Below are 22,533 nucleotides of genomic sequence, written 5' to 3' on the forward strand. Positions count from 1 at the left end.
TTGCCTTTTCGCATGCGAAAACCTACGCTTCGGACAAAGGCGCGGGGCCTGATCGGGCCGCAATCCGGAGGGTGGAGATGTTGACCCAGAGGGACATTCAGAAATATCGCCGTCAGGGCTACATCGTCGTGCCCAACGTGCTGTCGGCCGAAGAGGTCGACGCGCTCCGGGGCGCGACGGACGAGGTCATCGCCGGCGCCGCCAAGGTCACCCAGCATAACGAGGTCTACGACCTCGAAGATGGGCACACCCCCGAGCGGCCCCGGGTCAGGCGGATCAAGACCCCGCATCAGTGGCACCCCACCTATACGAGCATGGTCAAGCATCCGGGCATCGTCGCCTGCCTGGTGGCGCTCTGGGGCCCGAATGTCCGCTTCGATCTTTCCAAGCTCAACATGAAGTCGCCCGGCTTCGGCTCGCCGGTGGAGTGGCACCAGGATTGGGCCTTCTACCCCCACACCAATGACGATCTCGCCGCCGTCGGCATCATGATCGACGATGTCGGCATGGATAACGGGCCGATGCTGGTGATCCCCGGCAGCCACAAGGGGCCGATCTGCGACCACCACGTCAACGGGCACTTCGTCGGCGGCATCGATCCGATCCGGGCCAATATCGACTTCAAGAAGGCCCAGCCTTGCATCGGCAAGGCCGGCTCCATCACCATCCACCATGTCCGCACCGTGCATGGCTCGGCGCCCAATACCTCGACCCGGCCCCGGCGGTTCCTCTTGCACCAGTATCGCTCCGCCGATGCCTGGCCGCTCATCCATCCGCCCAGCAATTTCGATATCTATCGCTCGCTCCTGGTCGCCGGCGAGGAGACCTTGGAGCCGCGGATGGAGCGGTGTCCGATCCGGCTTCCCTATCCGCCGGCGCCGAACCAGGGCTCGATCTACGAGAACCAGCGCGAGCTCGAGCACCGCTACTTCACGCCCAAAGACGAAGATCGCCTGGTCCCGGCGCGCTAGCGGAGCGCGCGCCCCTACTCCGCCGCCTTGACGCTCGGCGCCTCGGCTTCGATGCGGGCCCAGAGGTCGCGGATCATGTCCTTCATCATCAGCGCCTCCTGCCAGCGATCCGACAGATCGGCGTCGTTCGCATCGGTGATCGCATAGGGCTTGGGGCCGAGCTCGCAGAGGAAGGTCAAGGTCGCGTCCCCGGGTGCCCGCCGCCGCCAGGAGCGGAAGCCGTATTCCCACCAGCCCATGAACAGGTCGACCCAGGGCTTGTTGTGCTTGAAGCTGATCGGGACCTGCACCTGCTCGCGGCTCGCCACCCGCCCGTGGAAGCCCCAGCAATTGTCGATGATGCGGTGCATGAGGCGATGATTCTCTTCCGCCACCGGCCAAGCGAACTCGCGGCCGACGAGATAGTGGGAGAGATCGCCGGTCAACTTCAAATCGGGGAAGCAGTCGAGGAGATGGAGGGTGAAGAAGAGGTCGGTGGTCATGCGGTCCCGGTGGGTCTCGACATGCAGGCGCACGCCGGCCTCCTCGGCGAGACGCCGCCAACCCTCGAGATAGGGAATGCACCCCGGCGCCGTCGAAGCCGGCGTTGCGGATCTTCGTCAGCTTCTCTTCCAGCGACCACTCCTTGCCGTCGGGGTGGCGACGCTCCATCGCCCACATCGACTGGTAGACCAAGAGTCTCTGCATGGCGCTCCTCCCGATCGGGCTTGGCTTAGAGGGCGAGCCCCCTTGCATGATGCCGCAGATGATCCTCGACGAAGCTGGCGATGAAATAATAGCTGTGATCGTAGCCGGGCTGGCGGCGGAGGATCAGGCTCTGCCCCGCCTCCTGGCATGCCGCCTCGAAGAGCTCCGGACGGAGCTGCTCGATGAGGAACTTGTCGGCCGTGCCCTGGTCGATGAGGATCGGCCAGCCAAGGGTCTGATGGCGCACCAGCTCGCTCGCGTCATAGCCGCGCCAAGCATTGCGGTCGGTCCCGAGATAGAAGGTGAAGGCCTTCTGGCCCCAGGGCACCTGCATGGGGGCGACGATCGGGGCGAAGGCGGAGACCGTGCGAAAGCGATCGGGATTGCGCAGCGCGCAAACCAGCGCGCCATGACCGCCCATGGAATGGCCGAAGATGCCCCGGCGGTCGCCACGGGCGGGGAAATGTGCCTCGATCAGCGCCGGCAGCTCCTGGGTGACGTAGCTGTACATGCGGTAGGCCTGAGCCCAAGGCTCGAGCGTAGCATCCACATAGAACCCGGCCCCTTGGCCGAAATCCCAGGACTCGGCATCGCCGGGAAACCGCGCCGTACGCGGGCTGGTGTCGGGCGCCACCAGCATGAGGCCGAGCTCGGCGGCAACGCGCTGGGCGCCGGCCTTCGCCGGGAAGTTTTCCTCCGTGCAGGTGAGCCCGGCCAGGTAGTAGAGGACCGGGACCGGACCGTTCCCGGCCTGAGGCGGCCGATAGACCGAGAACCGCATGGGTCCGCCGCAGAGGCGCGACTCATGGCTGTAGAAGCCTTGCCAGCCGCCGTAGCTCTTGTTCTCGGAGATGGTGGTGACGTCGCTCATCGCGGCGGTTCCGAACCCGGCTCGGCGGCGGCCTCATCCTTCGACGAGCTCAGGATGAGGCCAACTCCCAAGCCCTCATGCTGCGCGGTCTTTTCGCTTATCGAAGGGCGAAGCATGAGGACGGCCGCAGCGATGAGCATGAGGCTCAATAGACCACCACCGTGCGGATCGATTTGCCGGCATGCATGAGCTCGAAGCCCTCGTTGATGCGATCGAGCGGCAGGGTGTGGGTGATGAGATCGTCGATGTTGATCTTCTTCTCCATGTACCAGTCGACGATCTTGGGCACATCGGTGCGGCCGCGGGCGCCGCCGAAGGCGGTCCCCTTCCACACCCGGCCGGTGACCAGCTGGAAGGGCCTGGTCGAGATCTCCTTGCCGGCGCCGGCGACGCCGATGATGACGCTCATCCCCCAGCCGCGGTGGCAGCATTCCAAGGCCTGGCGCATGAGATCGGTGTTGCCGACGCATTCGAAGCTGTAGTCGGCTCCGCCCTTGGTCAGCTCGACCAGATGCGGCACCAGATCGCCCTTCACCTCCTTCGGATTGACGAAATGCGTCATGCCGAATTTGCGCGCCAGCGCCGCCCGCGCCGGGTTGATGTCGACGCCGATGATCATGTCGGCGCCGGCCATGCGGGCCCCCTGCACCACATTGAGGCCGATGCCGCCCAGGCCGAAGATGACCACGTTCGCTCCCGGCTCGACCCGTGCGGTGTTGATGACGGCGCCGATGCCGGTGGTGACCCCGCAGCCGATGTAGCAGACCTTGTCGAAGGGCGCGTCCGCGCGGATCTTGGCGAGCGCGATCTCCGGCAAGACCGTGTAGTTGGCGAAGGTGGAGCAGCCCATGTAGTGGTGCACCAGCTTGCCGCCGAGCTGGAAGCGGCTGGTTCCGTCCGGCATCACGCCTTTGCCCTGGGTGGCGCGGATGGCGGTGCAGAGATTGGTCTTGCGGCTCAAGCAGGATTTGCACTGGCGGCATTCCGGCGTGTAAAGCGGGATCACGTGGTCGCCCTTCTTCAGGCTCGCGACCCCGGGACCCACCTCGACCACCACACCCGCCCCCTCATGGCCGAGGATGGCCGGAAACAGCCCCTCGGGATCCGCACCCGAGAGCGTGAACTCGTCCGTGTGGCAGATGCCGGTCGCCTTCACCTCGACCATGACCTCGCCCGCCTTCGGGCCGTCGAGGTCGACCGTTTCCACCGTGAGGGGCGCACCAGCCTTATGAGCAACGGCCGCTTTGATCTTCATGTTCCGCTTCCTGTCCTGAGATCGAATACATCGCCGAACCGCTGATGAGGGTGCGCCCGTGGGAACTCCGCTCCGAGCGCACCACCCATCCTGATCAGCTCTTGAGGACGCCCGATGCCTTGGCGGTGTGGGTGGCGATCGCATCCATCAGAGCCGGCGACAGGCAATCATAGGGCTCGAGCCCGATCTCCTTGATGCGCGCCCGAACCGCCCCCATCCGGCTTGGATCCGCGCCCGACTCGATGATCGACGACACGAAGGCCGCGAACTGGGGCTCCTGCCAGCCGGTCTCCTTGGAAAGCTCCGGATGGACGAAATCGAACCCGTAGAACGGATGCTTTTTGTTCTCGATGCGGCCATACATGTGCACGCCGCAGCTCTTGCAGGCATGGCGTTGGATCGTCGCCGCAGGATCGACGGTTGCGAGTTTGTCCGCGTTCTCGGTCACGCTCAACTGGTCGCGCGGAATGACGGCGACGACCGAGAACACCGCTCCTTTCGGCTTCCAGCATTTGGTGCAGCCGCAGGCATGGTTGTGCGCGACCTGCCCTTTGATCGCCACCTTGACCGGCTTCTCAGCGCATTTGCAGACGAGCGTTCCGCCCGTAAAGCTCTTAGAGCCGGGTTTGAGGCCGCCATCAATCAATGGATGAATCGAATTCGTAGGTGCCATGGACGTTCTCCCTCATCGTGAATCGGCGTGGTCGCCAAGAGCCCCCGCGTCTCATCCGCGCGAGTTCAGGCTACGGTATTGGTCTCCGGCCGCGGGATCAATGGCGCTTGGCTCACCCCCGTTCCTTGCGCCAGATCTCTTGCAGGCGATCCAAGGGCAACGCATGGGCGATGCGGCCGTCGATGCCCCGCATGGTCTCGGCCCGGCAGAGCGCGTTCAAGATCGCCTCCTCGGTCGCCTCGGCGGTCGCCACCATCAACGGGTTCATCTCGCCATTGGGCAGCATGGCCACATGGATCGGCGGCCGCGCCGGTCCGTGGGTCAGGAAATCGTCGCCCTTGGTCTCCAGGCGATTGCCGGTCGAAAACGCGATGAAGAGATCGCCGGAGCCGTTGTGGCCGAAGCCGCCGGTGCGCCCCAGGCCCGAGGCGGCGCGCTGCGCCAGCCTGCGGCATTGCATGGGGAGAAGCGGCGCGTCGGTCGCGACCACGATCAGGATCGAGCCGCCGGCATCCAACGGCTTGTCCCTGGGGCTCGGCACCTGGTCCTTGCCGATGGCGCGGCCCACGGGGACGCCGTCGACGCGGAGATCCTCGCGGGCACCGTAATTCGCCTGCACCAGCACGCCCAAGGTGAGGCGTCCGCCACCGCATTCGACCAGGCGGCTCGCGGTGCCGATGCCGCCCTTGAACTCGTGGCAGATCATGCCGGTGCCGCCGCCGACGGCGCCCTCGGCGACCGGCCCGGAGCGAGCGGCATCGATCGCCGCTTCAACCTCGCGGCGGGTCACCGCCATGGCATAGCCATCATTGAGCCAGCCATCATGGGTCTCGCCCACCAGGCCCAGATGCCAGTGCCGGCGATGGCCGCGGTCGCCGGCGATGCTGATGAGCGCGTCGCGCACCGCCCCCACCGAATAGGTCGAGGTGAGGCAGATGGGCGAGGTGAGGCAGCCGGATTCCTCGAGCCAGATCCAGCCGGTGAATTCGCCGCAGCCGTTGAAGGAGTGCACGCCGGCGAAGAATTCGTGGCTCCAGGGGTCGGCTTCCGGCATCACCACGGTCACACCCGTGCGCAGCACATGGGGATGGTCGGCGATGATGGTGGCGTGGCCGACGGCGACACCGGGCACGTCGGTGATGGCGTTGAGCGGACCGGGCTCGAGCTTGCCGACGGTGATGCCGAGCTCGCGAAGACGGGGACGGGTCGTGGCCATGGCAGTTATGCGACTCTCTCATTGGGTTGCGAGGGATCATGCCGTCTCGGTTGGGGGCCCGTCGAGATGCTTCCGGCGCCACCGAGAATCATGGGTTCCTCCCGGAACCGTTATCCCGGTAGTGTGCGGCCCCATGCAACGAGTTCAAGCGAGCTGGGTCAGCGGCTTCGCGCCGCTCTTGACCGAAGCGCGCGCCACCTTGCGGCTGGCGGCGCCGATTGCGCTGGCGCAGCTTTCCTTCATCGCCATGAACACCACCGACGTGATACTGCTGGCTTGGCTTGGCTCGGAGTCGCTGGCGGCGGCATCGCTCGGCATGAATCTCTATTTCATCATGTTCGTGTCCGCGCTTGGGATCGCCATTGCCGTGGCGCCGATGGCGGCCCAGGCGCGCGGACGCGGCGACGACGACGCCATGGCGGATGCGCTGCATCAGGGCTTGTGGGCCAGCACCCTCGTCGCCGCACCGCTTGCCGGCTCGCTGTGGTTCGGCGGGGATTTCCTACGCTTCATCGGCGAAGACGCGGCGATCTCGGCGCAATCGGAGATCTTCCTGCGCGCGCTGCTCTGGGGCCTGGCGCCGGCGATGTGGTTCACTGTGCTCCGGTCCTTCATCGCTGTCCTCGACCGGGTCAACGTCGTGCTCGCCATCGGCATGTTCGGCGTCCTCTTCAACGCAATCTTCAATTACGGCCTCATCTTCGGGCATTTCGGCCTACCGGCGCTCGGCATCATCGGCTCCGGCATCGCCAGCAGCACGGTGAACGCCGTGATGTTCGTCTTGCTAGCGGCCTATGTCCTCCTCCACCCCCGCTTGAGGCGGCTCGGGCTGTGGCATGGACTCGCGCGCTTCAAGCCCAGGCGGCTCATCGAGCTGTTTCGGCTCGGCTTGCCGATCAGCGGCGCCTTCATGCTCGAGGTCGGCCTGTTCTCGGCAGCGGGATTGCTGATGGGCTATGTCGGCACGGCCGCGCTGGCCGCGCACCAGATCGCCCTCCAGGTCGCCGGCACCACCTTCATGGTACCACTCGGCATCTCGCAAGCTGCCACCATCCGGGTCGGCTACCATATCGGCGCCGGCGATCACCCTGCGGCCGGCCGGGCCGGGTGGCTCGCGTTCGCGCTCGGCGCCGGCTTCATGAGCACGATGGCGGTCACGATCTGGATAGTGCCGCGTTCGATCGTTCGGCTCTTTCTGGACGAATCCCTGCCCGGCAACGAGACCGTGGCTGCCATCGCCGTCACCTTTCTCGCCGTGGCGGCCCTCTTCCAGGTTTTCGACGGCACCCAGACCATCGGCACCGGAGTGCTGCGCGGCCTCAAGGACACGCAGGTACCCATGCTGCTGGCCGCCATCGGCTATTGGGGCGTCGGCTTCCCACTCGCCGCCGCGCTCGGCTTCGGCTTCGACCTTGGCGGCATCGGCGTCTGGATCGGCCTTGCCGCCAGCCTCGCCACCGTGGCCGGCCTCATGCTCTGGCGCTGGAGCCGGCGCGGGCGGCTTCTCTCTAAAGCTTCGAGCGCTGGATGATCGCGTCCTTGCGCTTCAGGACCTCGGGCTTGAGCTTGGTGCCGAGGCCCGGGCCGGTCATCGGATAGATGTAGCCCTTCTCGATCCGCGGCATCACCGTCACCAGTTCCCGGTACCAATCGGAATAATAGGCGCGCACCGATTCCTGGATGAGCGCGTTCGGTGCGTTCAGCGACAGATGGATGGAGGCGACGAAGGTGATGGGGCCGGTGCAATCGTGCGGCGCCACCGGCAGATGGTGCGCTTCCGCCATGGTCGCCACCTTCTTCGCCTCCGAGATTCCGCCGACCCAGGAGAGGTCCGGCATGATGATGCCCGCCGCCTTGCGGGCCATGAGATCGCGGAAGGCAAAGCGCGTGGCCAAGGTCTCGCTGGCGGTGATCGGGACCCGGGTGGTGGCGGCAAGCTCGGCCAGCGCATCGAAGTTGTTCATCTTGATCGGGTCTTCGAACCAGAAGGGATTGAACTCCTCGAGCGCGGCGAAGATCTTCTTGGCGGTCGGCAGGTTCCACAGGAGATGCAGCTCGACCATGATGTCCATCTTGTCGCCGACCGCCTTGCGGATCTTGGCGAAGGGCTCGAGCGCTTTCTTCAAGTCGCCGGCGGAGATGTAGAGCCCGCCCGAGGCTTCGGCGGCGAAGTCGAAGGGCCAGATCTTCATGCCGGTGATACCCTCCTCGAGAAGCGAGTGGGCGAGCTCGTCGGCACGGTTGAGGAACGCATCCAGGTCCTCATACGGCCGCGCCTTCGACTTCTTGCCGACGGCGAAGGTGGCCACCCCCTGGCGCCCGGCGGAGCGCACATACTGGTATCCCGCGCAGGTGTTGTAGGTGCGCACGCGCTCGCGGGTAAGCCCGCCCAGGAGCTGATGGATGGGCTGCCCCGTCACCTGTCCCAGGAGATCCCAGAGTGCAATGTCGATGGCGGAGGCCGCGCGCACTTCCGCACCCGAGCTGGAATAGCCCACGTAGTAGTTGAGGAGCGCCTTCGAATGCTTGTCGATCGCCAGCGCGTCCTGGCCGAGGAGCCGGGGTGCGGCGGTCTCGTGGATGAAGCCGGCCACCGCCTTGGCGCCGAAAAAAGTCTCGCCCAAGCCCACCAGCCCCTGATCGGTGTGCACATGGACGAAGAGGATGTTCGGAAACTCCTCGAGCTGGATGGTCTCGAACTCGGTGATCTTCATCGTCTCCCCCGGTGATTTGCCAACAGCCGCCCGCGATCGGCAGAGACTAGCAGAGCGGGGCCGCGGAATTGCAGGTACTATTCCGGCGGCCACCGACGGATTCCCGCCGCCCATGCTCGCCCGACGCCGTGCCGCCCAGTCGCTCCGCTGGATTCCGCCGGGGGTGCTGGCCGCACTCCTGATCGCCGTGGCCGCCGCATCGGGCGCGCTCATGAATGCCTTGGTCCGGCTCCTCGCGGCCGATCTGCATCCCTTCGAGATCGCGTTTTTCCGCAACTTCTTCGGGCTCATCGCCGTCCTGCCGCTCTTGGGCAGCATGGGGTTCGTCCGGCTCCGGCTGAGGAATTCCGGACGCCTGGTGCTGTCGAGCCTGGGGCATGTCGTCGCCATGCTGACCTTCTTCACCGCGCTGACATCCATGCCGCTCACCGATGCCGCGGCCCTCAGCTTCACCACCCCGCTCTTTGCCACCGCCGGCGCCGCCTTGTTCCTGGGCGAGATCGTGCGGGCGCGGCGCTGGACCGCGGTCGGCGTCGGCTTCCTCGGCGTCATCATCGTCATGCGACCGGGAGTCGCGGGCTTCACCTGGGCGGCCGGCCTCGCTCTCTTCTCCTCGATGGTGTTCGCCGCGGTGGCGCTGGTGATCAAGCAAATGACCCAGCACGAGCGAACGGTGTCGATCGTTTTCTATCAATCCTTGTTCACCACTTGCCTCGCGGCGCTGCCGGCGGCGATTGTCTGGCGTCTGCCCGTTGGGAGCGATTGGGCGCTGTTGGCGCTGTTGGGCGCGCTCGGCACCTTCGGCTGGCTGCTGTTCACCCAAGCCTATGTCCTCGCCGAAGCCTCGGCGCTCACCCCCTATGACTTCACCCGCCTGCCCTTCACCGCGCTCGTCGCTTATGCGCTTTTCGATGAGGTGCCGGATCGCTGGACCTGGATCGGCGGCGCCGTCATCTTCGCTTCCACCGTCTACATCGCCCACCGCGAGGCGGCGGTGGCCCGAATGAGGCGGACGGCGGCAGCGAGCGAGACTCGTATGTTGGAATAGTGCCCCCACCCTCACCCTCCCCCGCCTTCGGCGAGGGAGGGGACGGTACCATTCGAGCTCCCTCCCCCAACGTGTTGGGGGAGGGTTGGGGTGGGGGCGCCGAGCGGACGGCAAAGCGTCTACCGTGGCTTGACCACCGGTCCAGAACCAATACCATCCGCTTCTGGATCGCTCGTCGAGACGGGGGGAGATTTCTGCGATGGACGCATCGGCGATGCACCTCGTCCGCGACTTCGTCGGCTACGGAGCGAACCCGCCCGATCCGAAATGGCCGAACGGGGCCCGGCTCGCCCTCAATATCGTCATCAATTACGAGGAAGGCTCCGAGCCTTCGGTGCCCGACGGCGACAAGGCCTCCGAGGTGGGTTTGACCGAGGGCGGCAGCGGCGACTTCTCCGGCCGCGATCTCGCCGCCGAGTCGATGTTCGAATATGGCAGCCGGGTCGGCATCTGGCGGGTGCTCCGCCTCCTTGAGGAGCGGAAGCTCGCCGCCACGGTCTTCGGCTGCGCCTTGGCCCTCGAGCGCAATCCCGCGGTCGCCCAGGCGGTCCGCGCGTCGGGCTTCGATGTGTGCTGCCATGGCTGGCGCTGGGCGCGGCACCAGCAGATGAGCATCGATGCGGAGCGCGCCGAAATCGCCCGCGCCGTCGCCTCGATCCAGCGAACGATCGGCCAGCGGCCTGAAGGCTGGTATTGCCGCTACGGCCCCAGCATCAACACCCGCCGGCTCCTGGTCGAGGAAGGCGGCTTCCGCTACGACTCGGACGCCTACAATGATGAGCTGCCCTATTGGGTCAAGGTCGACGGCAAGGATCATCTGATCCTGCCCTACGGCCTCGTCAACAACGACGCCAAGTTCATCCGCGGCGGGCTCATCACCGGCGGCGAGTTCTTCGAGCTGCTCAAGGATGCCTTCGACATGCTCTATCGCGAAGGGGTGAGCCATCCGAAGATGATGTCAGTCGGCCTGCATCTCCGCCTGGTGGGACATCCCGGCCGGGCCGCAGGGCTGGAGCGCTTCCTCGACTATGTAGCCCGCCACGCCGGGGTCTGGATCTGCCGGCGCATCGACATTGCCCGGCACTGGCATTCCCAGCACCCGGCCCCGCCATGAGCGAAGCCCCATCATGAGCCAAGAGGGGCGACTCCAAGGCAAGATCGCGCTCATCACCGGCGCCGCCTCTGGCATCGGCCGCGCCATCGCGCGCGCCTATGCGAGCGAAGGGGCTGCGATCGTCATCGTCGACATCGCCACGAAGCCGCGCGAGGGCGGTGAGCCCACCCACGAGTTGCTGGCACGCGAGGGCTTCCAGGTGCGCTTCATCGAGGCCGACATCGCCGAGGAAGCGGCAAGCGAAGCGGCCGTGGCGGCGACGGTCAGGGAATTTGGGCGCCTCGACGTGCTGGTCAACGACGCCGCCATCTCCGGCGACAAGACCCTGACCGAGACCTCGCTCGCCGAATGGAACCGGGTGATGGCGGTCAACGTGACCGGCGTCTTTCTCATGTGCCGGGCCGCGATCAAGCAGATGCTGACCCAGGAGCCGCGCGCCGAGGCGCGCGGACGCATCGTCAACATCTCTTCCCAGCACGGCATGATCGCGGCACCGGGCAATTGCGCCTACGGCACCTCCAAGAGCGCCGTTGCGTATCTGACCCGGCAGATCGCCACCGACTATGCCAAGCAAGGGATCATCTGCAACGCCGTCGCGCCCGGAAAGATCCTGACCGGCCGGAGCGGCAGCTCTGTCGATCCCCAGCGCCTCGCCTACTCCCATGCGCGCACGCCCTTGCCGCGGCTAGGCAAGCCCGAGGACGTGGCGCGCGCCGCCGTCTTCCTCGCCTCCGACGAGGCGAGCTTCATCACGGGCGTGAATCTGATGGTCGACGGCGGATGGATGGCGGCCTGAGAACAGATTTGCCAATTCAGCGCGGATCATCCTTGCACGGGGAGTTCGATGCCAGCATTAAGCGACGGCGAACTTGAGACACTGCTCCATGGGGGAGAGAGCGACCGCAACGAGCGGAAGCGAAATGCTGCGGACTTAGACAAAATTCGGGAAGCCGTCTGTGCGTTTTCGAACGATCTGCCAGATCGTCGCCAGCCAGGTGTCGTGTTTGTCGGCGTTGAGGATGATGGCACTTGTAGCAACCTTACGATCGACGATGATCTATTGAGGCTTCTGGGGAATGTACGAGATGATGGCGCTCTGACTCCGTTCCCGGTGATGGAGGTGCGCCAAGCAACCATTAGAGGGTGTAGCCTAGCTGTCATAATTGTGCAGCCGACTCTGAACCCGCCAGTCCGTTTTAGAGGTCGCGCTTGGGTTCGCGTTGGTCCACGACGTGCAATAGCAAGTCCTGAAGAAGAGCGGCGTCTCGTAGAGAAACGTCGCTGGGGAAATTTACCGTTTGATGCGCAGCCCGTCGCCGGATCCAACCTCTCCGATTTAGACCTTAATCGATTTAACCTAGAGTATTTGCCTGCTATGGTTTCGCGAGACACGATTGCTCAAAATCAGCGTGCGGTAGTCGATCAATTGCGCGCTTTGCGCCTTATCGATCAAGATGAAACTCCTACGTTCACTGCTATCGCTATGCTTGGAAAATCAACTCAGCACTGGTTTCCAGGAGCATCTATTGCTTGGCGCCGTGTTGGAGGAGAAAACCTAACCGATAACACCATCGATGAGCGCGTGCTGACAGGTACGATTCCAGATCAGCTACGTCGTATAGACGAGATAATTGACGCGGCGAACATCTCTCCGGTCGAGATGGGGACCACGGTGCACACGAGAGCGGCTGAATATCCAATGGCAGCGCTCCAGCAGCTCGTGCGAAATGCCTTAATGCACCGCACATACGAAGGCACTACCTCACCTGTTCGCGTTACGTGGTACTCTGATCGCGTAGAGATTCTCAGTCCTGGAGGTCCTTTCGGTGTTGTAACACCCCTAACGCTCGGTCTGCCGGGCTATACGGATTATCGTAATCCGACGCTGGCGGAAGCATTGAAGGGATATGGATTTGTTGAAAGATTTGGCCAAGGCATAGAGATTGCCCGAATGGCCCTTGCACAGAGTGGAAGTCCGGCACCTCAATTCCGCTGTGAGCCAGAGGAAGCACCTGTTTGGGTCCACGTGACGGTCAGGAAGCGTCCATGAAAACGGTGGCATTTTTCAACAATAAAGGCGGCGTGGGGAAAACATCGCTTCTGTATCACTTGGCCTGGATGTTCGCTTTGCGAGGAAAGCGTGTTGTCGCTGCGGATTTGGATCCCCAGGCGAATCTGTCGGCGATGTTCCTTCAAGATGATCGTATCGACGCTCTTTGGGCAGCTGGTGGCGCGGCGACCGTGTATTCCGCAATGCGGCCCCTAATGGAAGGAACCGGGGACCTCCTCCAAGTGACGCCACAAATCGTGGGGGAACGTATCGCCTTGATTCCGGGAGATCTCACTCTCTCGGAGATCGAGGACGAACTCTCAACTCAGTGGCCACGCTGTCTCAATAGTGAAGCTCGCGCCTTCAGAGTCATTGCAGCGTTTGATCGCATGCTTCGTTCAATCGGAGCTGCGCAAGATGCGGATTATGGCCTCATAGACGTTGGTCCCAATCTCGGGGCTATCAACAGATGCGCACTTATTTCTGCAGACTACGTAGTGGTTCCCATTGGAGCTGATCTTTTTTCGATCCGCGGCTTGCAGAATGTCGGTCCGAAGCTCAGAGCTTGGAGGCGTGAATGGGAAGATCGCCTCAAGCGTGCCCCAGAAAGCCTGGGCTTTCGGTTGCCAAATGGAGCCATGGAACCTCTGGGTTACATTATCTCCCGCTATTCTGCTTATGGCCGAGGGGCAGCGAAAGCGTTTCAGCGGTGGCTTGACCGTGCACCGCGGATCTACGTTGAGTATGTACTCAATCTGCAATGGGATGACTCTGCGCTCGATGTTGATGGAAACCGGCTAGCGCAACTCAAGGACTATCGCTCTCTCCTGCCGATGGCTCAGGAGGCGCGAAAGCCGATGTTTTTACTAAAGCCTGCCGATGGTGCGATTGGTGGGCACCAAGCAGCAGTTCAGGAGTGTTACGCAGATTTTGAAGCCTTGGCGACAGAGATTGAAGAACGCATTGCGCTAAGCTCACCAACACTCGGCGATGCCAAGATCGACTCTGTGGAAGCTCGCGCGAAGCGCTAGACGACAGCAGCGCACGCCGATGCCGCGGCTCTGCCGGCTCGAGGACGTGGCGAACGTCGCCCTCTTTCTTGCTTCCGACGAAGCCAGTTTCTTCACCGGCGAGAACCTGCTGGTCGATGGCGGCTGGATGGCGGCATGAGACCCACGGGCAAAGTCCTCGGCGTTCTGATCCTGGCGCTGCTGGCGCTCCCGGGCGCGGCGCGCGGCGCAGATGGCTCCCTAGCGCCGACCGGCACTCTGCGCGCCGCCTATCTCGCCGGCAATCCGGCGCAAGCGACCCGGAACCCCGCCACCGGCGAGGTCGTCGGCGTCGCCGCCGATCTCACGGCCGAGCTCGCCCGCCGCCTGGGCGTGCCCTTCCTCATGACCGGTCTGGTCGGCGTGCCGCAGGTGATGCAGGCCGTGGTCGACGGCAAAGCCGATATCGGCTATCTCGCGACCGATCCGTCCCGCCGCGGCGCCATCGAGTTCACCCAGACCTATCTCCGCAACCCCCAGAGCCTGGTGGTGCCGGAGGCCTCGCCCATCCGCTCCTTCGCCGATATCGACCGGGCGGGTTTGCGCATCGCCGCTCTCAAGGGCGACTCGATCGCCCTCTATCTCGCGCGCACGCTGAAATCGGCCGCCCTCGTCGAGCTCGAGCGCGACGCGACCGAAGACATCGGCCGGCTGTTCGCGTCCGGGTCGATCGACGCCTTCGGCCGAAACCGTCTGCGTCTCGTGCGGATCGTGGCGGAGACGCCGGGCTTGCGAGTGTTGCCCGGCAGCATCTTCGGCGTGCCCCAGGCGATCATCGTTCCGGCCGACCAGCCGCAGAATCTGGCCGCCCTCAACGCATTCCTCACCGACATGCGCCGGAGCGGCTTCCTCGAAGCCTCGATCAGCCATGCCGACAACGGCACCGAAATGGAGCCGGCACCGTGACCAGCCTCAGCAACCGCTTCGCCTCGACCTATGCCGCAGCGCGCCGGCAAATCGGCAACCCCGCCGCAGCAGGGTTTGAGCTCCGAGCTCTGGGAGCATTACTGCGGCCGGCATTCCGCCTATGTCAGCTTCGAATACGGCACCTTGCCGACCCCGGAGGTGATCGAGTCCCTGCGCCAGGAGCACATTCTGCATCGCCAGGGCAAGAACGACTGGCACGATGCCGGCGTGCAGAGGGTGAAGCAGCGCCTGCTGCACACCTTCGCGCCCGAGCGCCCGGAATGGCACGAGATGGTCATCCTCCAGGCCCGCCTGCTGACGGGTCGCGTCGCCAGCGGGCTGGCGGCGGAGGCCTAGCCCCTGGCCTCTGCCAGCTGCAACAGCATTTGGACGACCAAGCCCTTGAAGCTGTCGTGGCGGTCCCGGGGCATCTCCCGGAATTGGCGACGCAGCTCGGCCAGCGTGTCTACGGCAGTGAGCGGATCCCCACCCAAGACGAAGCGCTGAAGCGCTTTCGTGCCCGTGTCCCGACGTGCCTGCATGTCCTGGCTCCTGCGGCTTCCGGCCGATGGGATCCAGTCTGCGGTCTCGCCGCGCCCGGACGCCATCCATCGAAAGTATGAGACGCACTGGCCGGCCTCAAGCCGGGGTCGGGGTCTCCGCTTCGGCGCTGCGGCGCTTGGCGCCGCGCTCGGCGGCGATGCGTCTGATCTCATTCTCGAGATCCGGCGAGCCCGCCAGCAGGTGGCGAAAATCGGCAGCCTGCAGCATGAGGAGATCGCAGTTGCTGCGCGCGGTCACCGTGGCGCTGCGCTTGCCGCTCTCCAACAGCGCCATCTCGCCAAAGAACTCGCCGGAGCCGAGCGCGACCGGACCGCCCGGCGTCTCCACCTCGAGCTCGCCCGCGGTGATGAAATACATCGCATCGGCCGCATCGCCCTGGCGCACCACCTGGACTCCGGTTTCGACCCGGACCGGCTTCAGGATCGAAGCGACGGCGGCGATGCGCGCCGCCGAGAGGAGTTGGAACAAGGGCACCTTCGCCACCAGATGCCAGGTCACAATGAAATCGCGTCGGCGCAGCTCCTCGATGAAGCCGGAGGCCAGGATGCCGGCCGGCAGCGCGAAGCACAGAACACCCAAGACGACGGTGAAGCCGGCAAGCGCCCGCCCCCAGGGCGTGATCGGCGTCAAATCGCCATAGCCCACGGTCGAGAGTGTCACAATGCCCCAATACATCGCCGCGGGGATGCTGCCGAACTTGTCGGGCTGGGCGTCGTGCTCGAGCATGTAGGCGAGGGTCGAGACCATCAGGAGGGCGACCGACACCACGGTGCCGGCGGCCACCAGCGGGCGGCGCTCATTGCGCAAGACCTCGCCTAAGAGATCGAAGGCGCCGGTGAAGCGGAGCAGCTTGAACAGCCGGAGCGCCCGCAGCAAGACCGCGACCGACGGATCGATCGGCATCCAAAAGAGGTGCAGATAGAACGGCAGGATGGCCACGATGTCGATCACCGCCAGGGGCGACACGGCATAGTGGAGCCGCCCCCAGACCGGGTGCCGGTAGGCGCGCCTTGGATCCTCGATGGCGGCCCACAGGCGCAGTCCGTATTCGAGGGTGAAGGCGAGGACCGCTGCGGTCTCGATCAGATCGAAGACCTGATGCCAGCTGGGCGGCAAGCCCTCGACCGTACCCAGCACGATGGCCGTCACGTTGACGAGGATGATGGCCACCAGCAGGAGATCGAAGGCGCGGCCCAAGGGATAGCCCCGCTGCCCCCCCTCGACCAAGGCATAGACCGCATGTCGCCAGCGCTGCATCACGGGGGCTAGTTTCCTTGCTCGGCGCCGGCGCCGCAATGCTTCATAGACTGAGTTCCGTTCAGACCGGCCATTGCCCCTCAGTCGAGGTCCCGGATTTTGGCGCCGACGAGCTCGGCCAGGATGCCGGGAAAGACCGAGATGAAGCGCTCGCCATGGCCGCGGGTCTGCGCCAGCTGGAGGGATTGGTTGACCGCCTGGGCGATGAAGGCGAGGGATTGCGCCTCTTCGGCGAGCTTGCCGTAATAGCGGATGTCCTTGCTGGCGATGCGAACCGGGCCCTTCAGATGGCCGTCATCGCCCTCCAGGACCCAGGGCATCACCATCTGGAACATGCGGCTGTTGGCGCCGCCGGCGGAGACGACGTCATAGAGCTTCTTCATGTCGACCCCGAGCTTGGCCGCGGTCGTCAAGGCCTCGGAGATGACCGCGCAGGTGCCGATCGAGATGAAGTTGTTGATGAGCTTGAGCGTGGTGCCGGATCCCAGCGTCCCGGCCTCGATGATGGTATCGGCATAGCATTCCACCACCGGACGCACGCGGGCCACGATCGCCGGAGCGCCGCCGAGAAATGTCGAGAGCTTGCCCTCCTCCGCCTCCTTGGGCGTGCGGCCCAAGGGCGAGTCGACCATGCCGACGCCCAGCGCCTCCAAGTCGCGGCCGATCTTGCGGGTGGAGTTGGGATCGGCGGTGGTGGAGTCGACCAGCACCATGGCGGAGCGGCAGCCCTCCAGAAACCCGTTGGCACCGTAGACGGCGGCTTCGACCTCGACCGAGGAGGGCAGGCAGAGAAAGACGATGTCGGAGACCCGGGCCACCTCGGCCGGCGTCTTTGCCTCGCCGGCGCCCAGCTTCAGGAGATCGTCCACCGGTTGCCGGTTGCGGTGGCCCATGACGGTGAGCTTGTAGCCCTTCGCCAGGATGCTCTTGGCCGCACCATGGCCCATGAGGCCGACGCCGATATAGCCGATGCGTTCCTTCTCCGCCATCTCGTCCGCTCCTTGTTCAGATTGCGATGGTCCGTTCGGCGAGAGCGCCGCTGGTGACGCGCCTCAGATCCATGCGCCGCTCCAGCCGGCGGCTGGCCAATGACAGGGGCCAGCACACAAGAAAGTAAAAGACCGCGACCAGGGGGTAGATCGTCATCGGCTGGAAGGTGACGTTGGTCATGAGCTGCCCCGCGCGGGTGAGCTCGACGAAGCCGATGATGGATGCGATCGCGGTGCTCTTGATGAGCTGCACCAGGAACCCCACCGTGGGCGGGATGGCGATGCGGACTGCCTGCGGCAGCACCACGAGACGCATGACCTGCCAGTAGCCGAGCGCCAGCGCTTTTGCGCCTTCCCATTGCTCACGCGGCACCGCCTCGATCGCGCCGCGCCAGATCTCGCCCAGGAAGGCGCTGGCATAGAGCGCGAAGCCCACGGTGACCGCCGTCCAGGGATCGAGCCTCAAGCCGAAGAAGACGCCGAGGCCGTAATAGACGAGGAAGAGCTGCATCAGCACCGGCGTTCCCTGGAAGAGCTGGATGTAGCCGGACGTGATCAGCCGGACCGCCCGCTGCGGGGCCACGCGGAGAAGCGCTATGGCAAACCCGAAGGCGCCACCCACCGCGAGAGCGATCAGGGAGAGCACGATGGTCCATTGCAGCCCCTTCAAGAGAAAGAAGAACTCGGGCGTGGAGAATTGCCTCACGTCGCCCTCCGCCCGCGCTCGAAGACGTACCAGTAGAGGCCGCCCAGGCCCGCGCGAAAGCCGAGCGTCATCAGGAGATAGAGGCCGGTTGCCGCAAAATAGAATTCGAAGGCACGGAAGGTGGTGGATTGCAGCGTGTTGGTGATCGCGGTCAGCTCCTCGGCCGAAATCGCCGCCACCACGCTCGAGCCCAGCATCAACAGCACGAACTGGCTCGCCAGCGCCGGGTAGACGATCCGGATCGCTTGAAACAAGATGATGCGTCGAAACACCTGCACGCGCCCGAGGCCGAGCGCGCGCCCGGCCTCGATCTGCCCCTCGGGCACGGCCTCCACGCCGGCGCGCAGAATCTCGCTCGCATAGGCGCCGAAATTGATCGCCATGCCGATGAGCGCTGCCTGGTTTGCCTCCAGCCGGAGCCCCAGGCTCGGCAGCGAGAAGTAGAGGATGAAGAGCTGCACCAGAAACGGCGTGTTGCGGAACACCTCGATGTAGACAGCAACCGCCCAGGCGAGGGCGCGTGGGCCATTGGTGCGGAGATAAGCGCCGAGAATGCCGATCGCCAGGCCGAGGACCGTCGCCGCCGCCGCGAGCTTCACGGTGAGCGCGGCCCCCGCCAAGAGGCGCGGCAGATTGTCGACGACGATGCCGAACTGGAAGACGTAGTTCAATGGGCACCCCGACGCAGACGCATCAGCAAGAACCCTCACCCTCCCGCGAGGACGCGGGTCCCTCCCTCTCCCGCGGTGCGGGAGAGGGGCCGAGAAAGTGATGCACATGAACCCCTCTCCCGCACCGCGGGAGAGGGAGGGACCCACGCGCTAGCGTGGGAGGGTGAGGGCGCGTGCGTAACGTCGAAAGGATCAGAAGGTCGGCAGCTCCGGCAGCTTCACGCCCGTGTGCTTCTCGTAGATCTGGGCCAGCACGCCGTTCTGCTTGTTCAAGAACACCCAGGTATTGACCCAGCGCAGGAGGTCGAACTCGCCGGGCCGTACCGCGATTGCATAATAGGCGGTGCGGATGGTGAATTTCGGCTCGATCTGCTTGTCGGGGTTGCGGTCGGCGATGGACTTGACGGCGAAGGCCGACATGCCGATCGCATCCACCTGGCCCGAGAGCAGCGCCTGGATGGTGGCGGCTGCCTCATCGAAATAGACGAGGTTGGTGCCCGGCGGAGCGATCTTCGGCGTCTCGGCCTCTTCGAGGGTGGCCCGGGTCAAGCCGATGCGCTTGCCGGCGAGATCGGCCGGGCCCTTGATGGCGGTTCCCTTGGGCGCGCCGATGACGATGCTAAGCGCGCCATGGGGGCTGGCGAACATCACCGTCTTCGCCCGCTCGAAGGTGATGCTGAGCGAGGAGATGGCGAGATCGGCGCGGCCGGAGAGGAGGGCCGGAATCCGGTTCGGGCCGGTCACCTGCACCAGCTCGAGCTCGACCCCCAGATCTTTGGCGAGCTGGCGCGATGTGGCGATCTCCGAGCCGTCGGGCTCGCCCTTTTGGTCGAGGATGCCGAAGGGCGGCGAGGTCACCTCGGCGGTGATGCGGATCTTCTTGTCCTTGATGATGCGATCGAGCGATTGCGCCTGGCCCGGGCCAGCGAAGATCGTGCAAACGAATAGGGCGAGCGCAGCCAGCAGCAGCCGGCGCATGAGATCGGTCACGGTTTCCCCCTTGGTCGCGGTTTTGGAGGCGTGGTTCGAGCCACGCTTGAGCTCGAACGATAGCCTGAAGCCGCCCGGGCGAAAACCCCGGGAGAGGATCGGTGGGTCAGCTCCGGGCCGAGACCCGCTCGATGGCGCCGCCGCAGGCCGCGAGCTTGGCCTCCAGCCGCTCATAGCCGCGGTCGAGGTGGTAGACCCGGTCGATCACCGTCTCGCCCTCGGCCACCAGCCCTGCCAGCACCAGAGAGACCGAGGCGCGGAGATCGGTTGCCATGACCTCCGCACCGGTCAGCGCCTTCACCCCCCTGACCACCGCCGAGGCGCCATGCACATTGATATTGGCGCCGAGGCGGCAGAGCTCCGGCACATGCATGAAGCGGTTCTCGAAGATGGTCTCGGTGATCATCGCCGCCCCCTCGGCGGTGGTCATGAGCGCCATCATCTGCGCCTGCAAGTCCGTGGGGAATCCCGGGAATGGCTCGGTCATCACATCGACGCCCGAGAGGCGCTGGTTGCGGCGCTGGACGCGGATGCCGCGCTCGGTCTCGGTCACCCGGACGCCGGCGATCTCCAGGATCTCGGCGACGGCGGCGAGCGGCGTCAAAGTCGTATCGGTCAGTTCGACGTCGCCGCCGGTAATTGCGGCCGCCATCAGATAGGTGCCGGCCTCGATGCGGTCGGCAACGACCCGGTGCGCGGCACCCATGAGCCGGTCCTTGCCGCGGATCAGGATGCGCGGGCTGCCCGCACCCTCGATCTCCGCACCCATGGCGGCGAGGCAGCAGGCGAGATCGACGATCTCCGGCTCACGGGCGGCATTGACGAGGACGGTCTCGCCCCGGGCGAGGCACGCCGCCATCATCAAATTCTCGGTGGCGCCGACGGAGACGAAGGGGAACTGGATCTCGGCGCCGACCAGGCCGCCGGGGGCGCGGGCCTCGATATAGCCGTTCTCGACCTCCACCTCGGCGCCGAGTTGCTTCAATCCCTTGATGTGCAGGTCGACCGGCCTGGTGCCGATGGCGCAGCCGCCGGGCAGCGACACCCGGGCCTGGCCGCAGCGGGCGACCAAGGGCCCCAGCACCAAGACCGAGGCCCGCATCTTCTTGACGAGGTCATAAGGAGCGGTGGTGGAGGCGATGCGCCGGGCGGTCAGGCTCAAGACCCGCGTGCCGTTGCTGCCGGCATTGGAGAGGCAGACCCCGTGCTGGGCCAGGAGCTCGGCCATGGTCTGGATGTCGGCGAGCTCGGGAACATTGGCGAGTGCCAGGGTCTCGTCGGTCAACAAGCTGGCGGCCATCAAGGGGAGGGCTGCGTTTTTCGCACCACCGATCGCAATCGAGCCCACGAGCGGATGACCACCCTTGATACGAATCTGCTGCATAGAAGCCTCTAGTGCGATCGATTCGCGAACATACCACATCCTGTAGGGCGATTCGACGACTAAGGGGCGGTTTTTGTGACTAAATTGGCGGCGGCGCGGCGAACAGGACGAAGTCGTAGACCGTGCCGGCGAACGCGCGCTGATAGGAGCGGCTCAAGCGCCAGCCGGTGCGCTCGTAGAAGGTGCGCGCGCCCTCATTGGCGGCAAAGCACTCCAACGTAGCCGCTCCGTCCGTCTCGGCCCGGCGCAGCAAGGCCAGGCCGACGCCGCTCCCCTGGTCCTTCGGGTCGACGAACAGCATCTCGACGTGACGATCGCGCAAGAGCGAGAAGCCGGCGATGCGGCGGCCGATGAGGGCCACCGTCACTGCCGGCCAGTCGCGGCCGAATTTCCGGCGGAAGAAGTCCATGGATCTGGTGGCCAGGCCCGCCGGCGCCATGATCGGGGCGAACGCCGCATGGAACGAGGCATAGGCCACCAGCGAGAGCGCTTCCGTGTCGCCCGCACGGGCCGGACGCAGCCGAACCGGACGGGTTGCGCCCGCCATCAAGGGGCGCCGCGCAGCCTGGGATCGAGGCTGTCGCGGAGCGCGTCGCCCAGGAGATTGAAGCCGAAGGAGGCGAGCAGGATGGCGAACCCGGAGAAGACTGAAGTCCAGGGAGAGAGCAGGAGGAAGCTGCGGCCCTCCGACAGCATGAGGCCGAGGGACGGCGTGGGCGGCTGGGTCCCGATGCCGAGGAAGGAGAGCGAGGCCTCGACCAGGATCGCCGTCGACAAGGACAGGCTCGCCTGCACCAGGATGACGCTGGCGAGATTGGGCACGATGTGGACCAAGAGGATGCGCCCGTCACCGGCACCCAAGGAGCGGGCCGCCAAGACGAACTCGCTCTCGGCGATGACCAGGGCGGGCCCGCGCAAGAGGCGGGCAAATGTCGGCACATAGACGATGCCGATGGCGATCGCCGTGGTCCAGGCCTGGGGGCCCAGGATGGAGATGATGCCGATGGCGAGCAGAATGATCGGAAAGGCGAAGATGAGGTCCATGATCCGCATGATCACCCGCTCGGTCCAGCCGCGGTAATAGGCCGCGATCACGCCGAGGCTGCCGCCCAGCCCCAGCGCCAGCACCACCGAGCCAAGCGAGATCAGGAACGAGGCGCGATAGCCCCAGAGGATGCGCGAGAGCGTGTCGCGGCCGAACTGATCGGTGCCGAGCCAGAAACTGAGGCTCGGACCCTGCAGGCGGTCGAGCACGCTCTGTGCCGTTGGATCATAGGGGGCGATCAGCGGCGCCAGGAAAGCGAGAGCCACCTGGGCCGCCACCAGAACCCCACCGATCAGCAGCAGAGGGTGCTCGGGCAGAAACTTCGGCCGGGGGCGCGGGGCGGCGGTGGCGAAGGATGCGGTCATGATCCCTG

The 22,533-nt window shown here is 65.3% G+C and carries 24 protein-coding genes and 1 pseudogene; 10 read left to right on the top strand and 15 right to left on the bottom strand.

Annotated elements, in window-relative coordinates:
- The first annotated feature begins 77 nt into the window (after positions 1–77).
- A complete protein-coding gene (locus HY058_12335) occupies positions 78–971 on the top strand; it encodes a phytanoyl-CoA dioxygenase family protein (GenBank protein MBI3498085.1) in 894 nt (297 codons plus the stop codon).
- Positions 972–985: 14 nt separating this feature from the next.
- Here HY058_12335 and HY058_12340 read toward each other — a convergent pair.
- From HY058_12340 to HY058_12360, 5 genes and pseudogenes are all read right to left on the bottom strand, one after another.
- Positions 986–1,658: pseudogene (locus HY058_12340) on the bottom strand (sugar phosphate isomerase/epimerase).
- Between the two features lie 25 nt (positions 1,659–1,683).
- The gene (gene fghA / locus HY058_12345; GenBank protein ID MBI3498086.1) at positions 1,684–2,529 is read right to left on the bottom strand and encodes an S-formylglutathione hydrolase; all 846 of its coding nucleotides are present in this window, start codon (positions 2,527–2,529) and stop codon (positions 1,684–1,686) included.
- Positions 2,530–2,674: 145 nt separating this feature from the next.
- Positions 2,675–3,784: an S-(hydroxymethyl)glutathione dehydrogenase/class III alcohol dehydrogenase gene (locus HY058_12350; GenBank protein ID MBI3498087.1), complete on the bottom strand. Its 1,110-nt coding sequence runs from the start codon at positions 3,782–3,784 to the stop codon at positions 2,675–2,677.
- A gap of 94 nt (positions 3,785–3,878) precedes the next feature.
- Positions 3,879–4,457, bottom strand: coding sequence for an S-(hydroxymethyl)glutathione synthase (gene gfa / locus HY058_12355; protein MBI3498088.1), 579 nt, complete (start codon positions 4,455–4,457; stop codon positions 3,879–3,881).
- A 112-nt stretch (positions 4,458–4,569) separates the two neighbouring features.
- Positions 4,570–5,673, bottom strand: coding sequence for a P1 family peptidase (locus HY058_12360; protein MBI3498089.1), 1,104 nt, complete (start codon positions 5,671–5,673; stop codon positions 4,570–4,572).
- 133 nt (positions 5,674–5,806) lie between these two features.
- Here HY058_12360 and HY058_12365 point away from each other — a divergent pair, with 133 nt between their 5' ends.
- Entirely contained in the window at positions 5,807–7,204 is a 1,398-nt protein-coding gene (locus HY058_12365) for an MATE family efflux transporter (GenBank protein ID MBI3498090.1), read from the top strand.
- On the opposite strand, the gene HY058_12370 is transcribed toward HY058_12365, so the two are convergent.
- Positions 7,182–8,387: a mandelate racemase/muconate lactonizing enzyme family protein gene (locus HY058_12370; protein MBI3498091.1), complete on the bottom strand. Its 1,206-nt coding sequence runs from the start codon at positions 8,385–8,387 to the stop codon at positions 7,182–7,184. The genes HY058_12365 and HY058_12370 overlap by 23 nt on opposite strands.
- A 112-nt stretch (positions 8,388–8,499) precedes the next feature.
- On the opposite strand from HY058_12370, the gene HY058_12375 reads away from it, so the two are divergent.
- From HY058_12375 to HY058_12410, 8 genes are all read left to right on the top strand, one after another.
- Positions 8,500–9,435, top strand: coding sequence for a DMT family transporter (locus tag HY058_12375; GenBank protein ID MBI3498092.1), 936 nt, complete (start codon positions 8,500–8,502; stop codon positions 9,433–9,435).
- Between the two features lie 214 nt (positions 9,436–9,649).
- Positions 9,650–10,549: an allantoinase PuuE gene (locus HY058_12380; GenBank protein ID MBI3498093.1), complete on the top strand. Its 900-nt coding sequence runs from the start codon at positions 9,650–9,652 to the stop codon at positions 10,547–10,549.
- A gap of 13 nt (positions 10,550–10,562) precedes the next feature.
- The gene (locus tag HY058_12385; protein ID MBI3498094.1) at positions 10,563–11,345 is read left to right on the top strand and encodes a glucose 1-dehydrogenase; all 783 of its coding nucleotides are present in this window, start codon (positions 10,563–10,565) and stop codon (positions 11,343–11,345) included.
- Between the two features lie 48 nt (positions 11,346–11,393).
- Entirely contained in the window at positions 11,394–12,599 is a 1,206-nt protein-coding gene (locus tag HY058_12390; GenBank protein ID MBI3498095.1) for a putative DNA binding domain-containing protein, read from the top strand.
- Positions 12,596–13,630, top strand: a complete 1,035-nt coding sequence (locus HY058_12395; protein MBI3498096.1) for an AAA family ATPase — start codon at positions 12,596–12,598, stop codon at positions 13,628–13,630. Before HY058_12390 ends, HY058_12395 begins: the two co-directional genes overlap by 4 nt.
- Complete coding sequence (locus HY058_12400) at positions 13,590–13,769, top strand: SDR family oxidoreductase (GenBank protein MBI3498097.1); 180 nt, start codon at positions 13,590–13,592, stop codon at positions 13,767–13,769. The genes HY058_12395 and HY058_12400 overlap by 41 nt, the downstream gene beginning before the upstream one ends.
- Entirely contained in the window at positions 13,766–14,554 is a 789-nt protein-coding gene (locus tag HY058_12405) for a transporter substrate-binding domain-containing protein (GenBank protein ID MBI3498098.1), read from the top strand. The genes HY058_12400 and HY058_12405 overlap by 4 nt, the downstream gene beginning before the upstream one ends.
- 75 nt (positions 14,555–14,629) lie before the next feature.
- Positions 14,630–14,911, top strand: a complete 282-nt coding sequence (locus HY058_12410; protein ID MBI3498099.1) for a DUF2817 domain-containing protein — start codon at positions 14,630–14,632, stop codon at positions 14,909–14,911.
- Here HY058_12410 and HY058_12415 read toward each other — a convergent pair.
- From HY058_12415 to HY058_12455, 9 genes are all read right to left on the bottom strand, one after another.
- Positions 14,908–15,096 carry a hypothetical protein gene (locus tag HY058_12415; protein MBI3498100.1) on the bottom strand — a complete coding sequence of 63 codons (189 nt, stop codon included), beginning with the start codon at positions 15,094–15,096 and terminating at the stop codon, positions 14,908–14,910. The genes HY058_12410 and HY058_12415 overlap by 4 nt on opposite strands.
- A gap of 97 nt (positions 15,097–15,193) precedes the next feature.
- Positions 15,194–16,375 carry an ion transporter gene (locus HY058_12420; protein MBI3498101.1) on the bottom strand — a complete coding sequence of 394 codons (1,182 nt, stop codon included), beginning with the start codon at positions 16,373–16,375 and terminating at the stop codon, positions 15,194–15,196.
- An 80-nt stretch (positions 16,376–16,455) separates the two neighbouring features.
- On the bottom strand, positions 16,456–17,364 hold the full coding sequence (locus tag HY058_12425; GenBank protein ID MBI3498102.1) for an NAD(P)-dependent oxidoreductase: 909 nt from the start codon (positions 17,362–17,364) through the stop codon (positions 16,456–16,458).
- Positions 17,365–17,380: 16 nt separating this feature from the next.
- Positions 17,381–18,070, bottom strand: a complete 690-nt coding sequence (locus HY058_12430) for an amino acid ABC transporter permease (protein MBI3498103.1) — start codon at positions 18,068–18,070, stop codon at positions 17,381–17,383.
- A complete protein-coding gene (locus HY058_12435) occupies positions 18,067–18,741 on the bottom strand; it encodes an amino acid ABC transporter permease (protein MBI3498104.1) in 675 nt (224 codons plus the stop codon). Before HY058_12435 ends, HY058_12430 begins: the two co-directional genes overlap by 4 nt.
- Positions 18,742–18,933: 192 nt before the next feature.
- Positions 18,934–19,731, bottom strand: coding sequence for a transporter substrate-binding domain-containing protein (locus HY058_12440; protein MBI3498105.1), 798 nt, complete (start codon positions 19,729–19,731; stop codon positions 18,934–18,936).
- 106 nt (positions 19,732–19,837) lie between these two features.
- A complete protein-coding gene (gene murA, locus HY058_12445; protein ID MBI3498106.1) occupies positions 19,838–21,115 on the bottom strand; it encodes a UDP-N-acetylglucosamine 1-carboxyvinyltransferase in 1,278 nt (425 codons plus the stop codon).
- A 79-nt stretch (positions 21,116–21,194) separates the two neighbouring features.
- Positions 21,195–21,662 (bottom strand): GNAT family N-acetyltransferase, encoded by a 468-nt coding sequence (locus HY058_12450; protein ID MBI3498107.1) that lies wholly within the window; start codon positions 21,660–21,662, stop codon positions 21,195–21,197.
- Positions 21,662–22,525, bottom strand: a complete 864-nt coding sequence (locus HY058_12455; GenBank protein MBI3498108.1) for an ABC transporter permease — start codon at positions 22,523–22,525, stop codon at positions 21,662–21,664. The genes HY058_12450 and HY058_12455 overlap by 1 nt, the downstream gene beginning before the upstream one ends.
- Between the last annotated feature and the right edge of the window lie 8 nt (positions 22,526–22,533).

This window comes from Pseudomonadota bacterium, from assembly GCA_016195085.1.
GTDB lineage: Bacteria > Pseudomonadota > Alphaproteobacteria > SHVZ01 > SHVZ01 > JACQAG01.

Coding starts and splice junctions, on each gene's coding strand:
- HY058_12335 (MBI3498085.1), top strand. CDS start 78: ATGTTGACCCAGAGGGACATTCAGAAATATCGCCGTCAGGGCTACATC.
- fghA (MBI3498086.1), bottom strand. CDS start 2,529: ATGAGCGACGTCACCACCATCTCCGAGAACAAGAGCTACGGCGGCTGG.
- HY058_12350 (MBI3498087.1), bottom strand. CDS start 3,784: ATGAAGATCAAAGCGGCCGTTGCTCATAAGGCTGGTGCGCCCCTCACG.
- gfa (MBI3498088.1), bottom strand. CDS start 4,457: ATGGCACCTACGAATTCGATTCATCCATTGATTGATGGCGGCCTCAAA.
- HY058_12360 (MBI3498089.1), bottom strand. CDS start 5,673: ATGGCCACGACCCGTCCCCGTCTTCGCGAGCTCGGCATCACCGTCGGC.
- HY058_12365 (MBI3498090.1), top strand. CDS start 5,807: ATGCAACGAGTTCAAGCGAGCTGGGTCAGCGGCTTCGCGCCGCTCTTG.
- HY058_12370 (MBI3498091.1), bottom strand. CDS start 8,387: ATGAAGATCACCGAGTTCGAGACCATCCAGCTCGAGGAGTTTCCGAAC.
- HY058_12375 (MBI3498092.1), top strand. CDS start 8,500: ATGCTCGCCCGACGCCGTGCCGCCCAGTCGCTCCGCTGGATTCCGCCG.
- HY058_12380 (MBI3498093.1), top strand. CDS start 9,650: ATGCACCTCGTCCGCGACTTCGTCGGCTACGGAGCGAACCCGCCCGAT.
- HY058_12385 (MBI3498094.1), top strand. CDS start 10,563: ATGAGCCAAGAGGGGCGACTCCAAGGCAAGATCGCGCTCATCACCGGC.
- HY058_12390 (MBI3498095.1), top strand. CDS start 11,394: ATGCCAGCATTAAGCGACGGCGAACTTGAGACACTGCTCCATGGGGGA.
- HY058_12395 (MBI3498096.1), top strand. CDS start 12,596: ATGAAAACGGTGGCATTTTTCAACAATAAAGGCGGCGTGGGGAAAACA.
- HY058_12400 (MBI3498097.1), top strand. CDS start 13,590: ATGCCAAGATCGACTCTGTGGAAGCTCGCGCGAAGCGCTAGACGACAG.
- HY058_12405 (MBI3498098.1), top strand. CDS start 13,766: ATGAGACCCACGGGCAAAGTCCTCGGCGTTCTGATCCTGGCGCTGCTG.
- HY058_12415 (MBI3498100.1), bottom strand. CDS start 15,096: ATGCAGGCACGTCGGGACACGGGCACGAAAGCGCTTCAGCGCTTCGTC.
- HY058_12420 (MBI3498101.1), bottom strand. CDS start 16,375: ATGCAGCGCTGGCGACATGCGGTCTATGCCTTGGTCGAGGGGGGGCAG.
- HY058_12425 (MBI3498102.1), bottom strand. CDS start 17,364: ATGGCGGAGAAGGAACGCATCGGCTATATCGGCGTCGGCCTCATGGGC.
- murA (MBI3498106.1), bottom strand. CDS start 21,115: ATGCAGCAGATTCGTATCAAGGGTGGTCATCCGCTCGTGGGCTCGATT.
- HY058_12450 (MBI3498107.1), bottom strand. CDS start 21,662: ATGGCGGGCGCAACCCGTCCGGTTCGGCTGCGTCCGGCCCGTGCGGGC.
- HY058_12455 (MBI3498108.1), bottom strand. CDS start 22,525: ATGACCGCATCCTTCGCCACCGCCGCCCCGCGCCCCCGGCCGAAGTTT.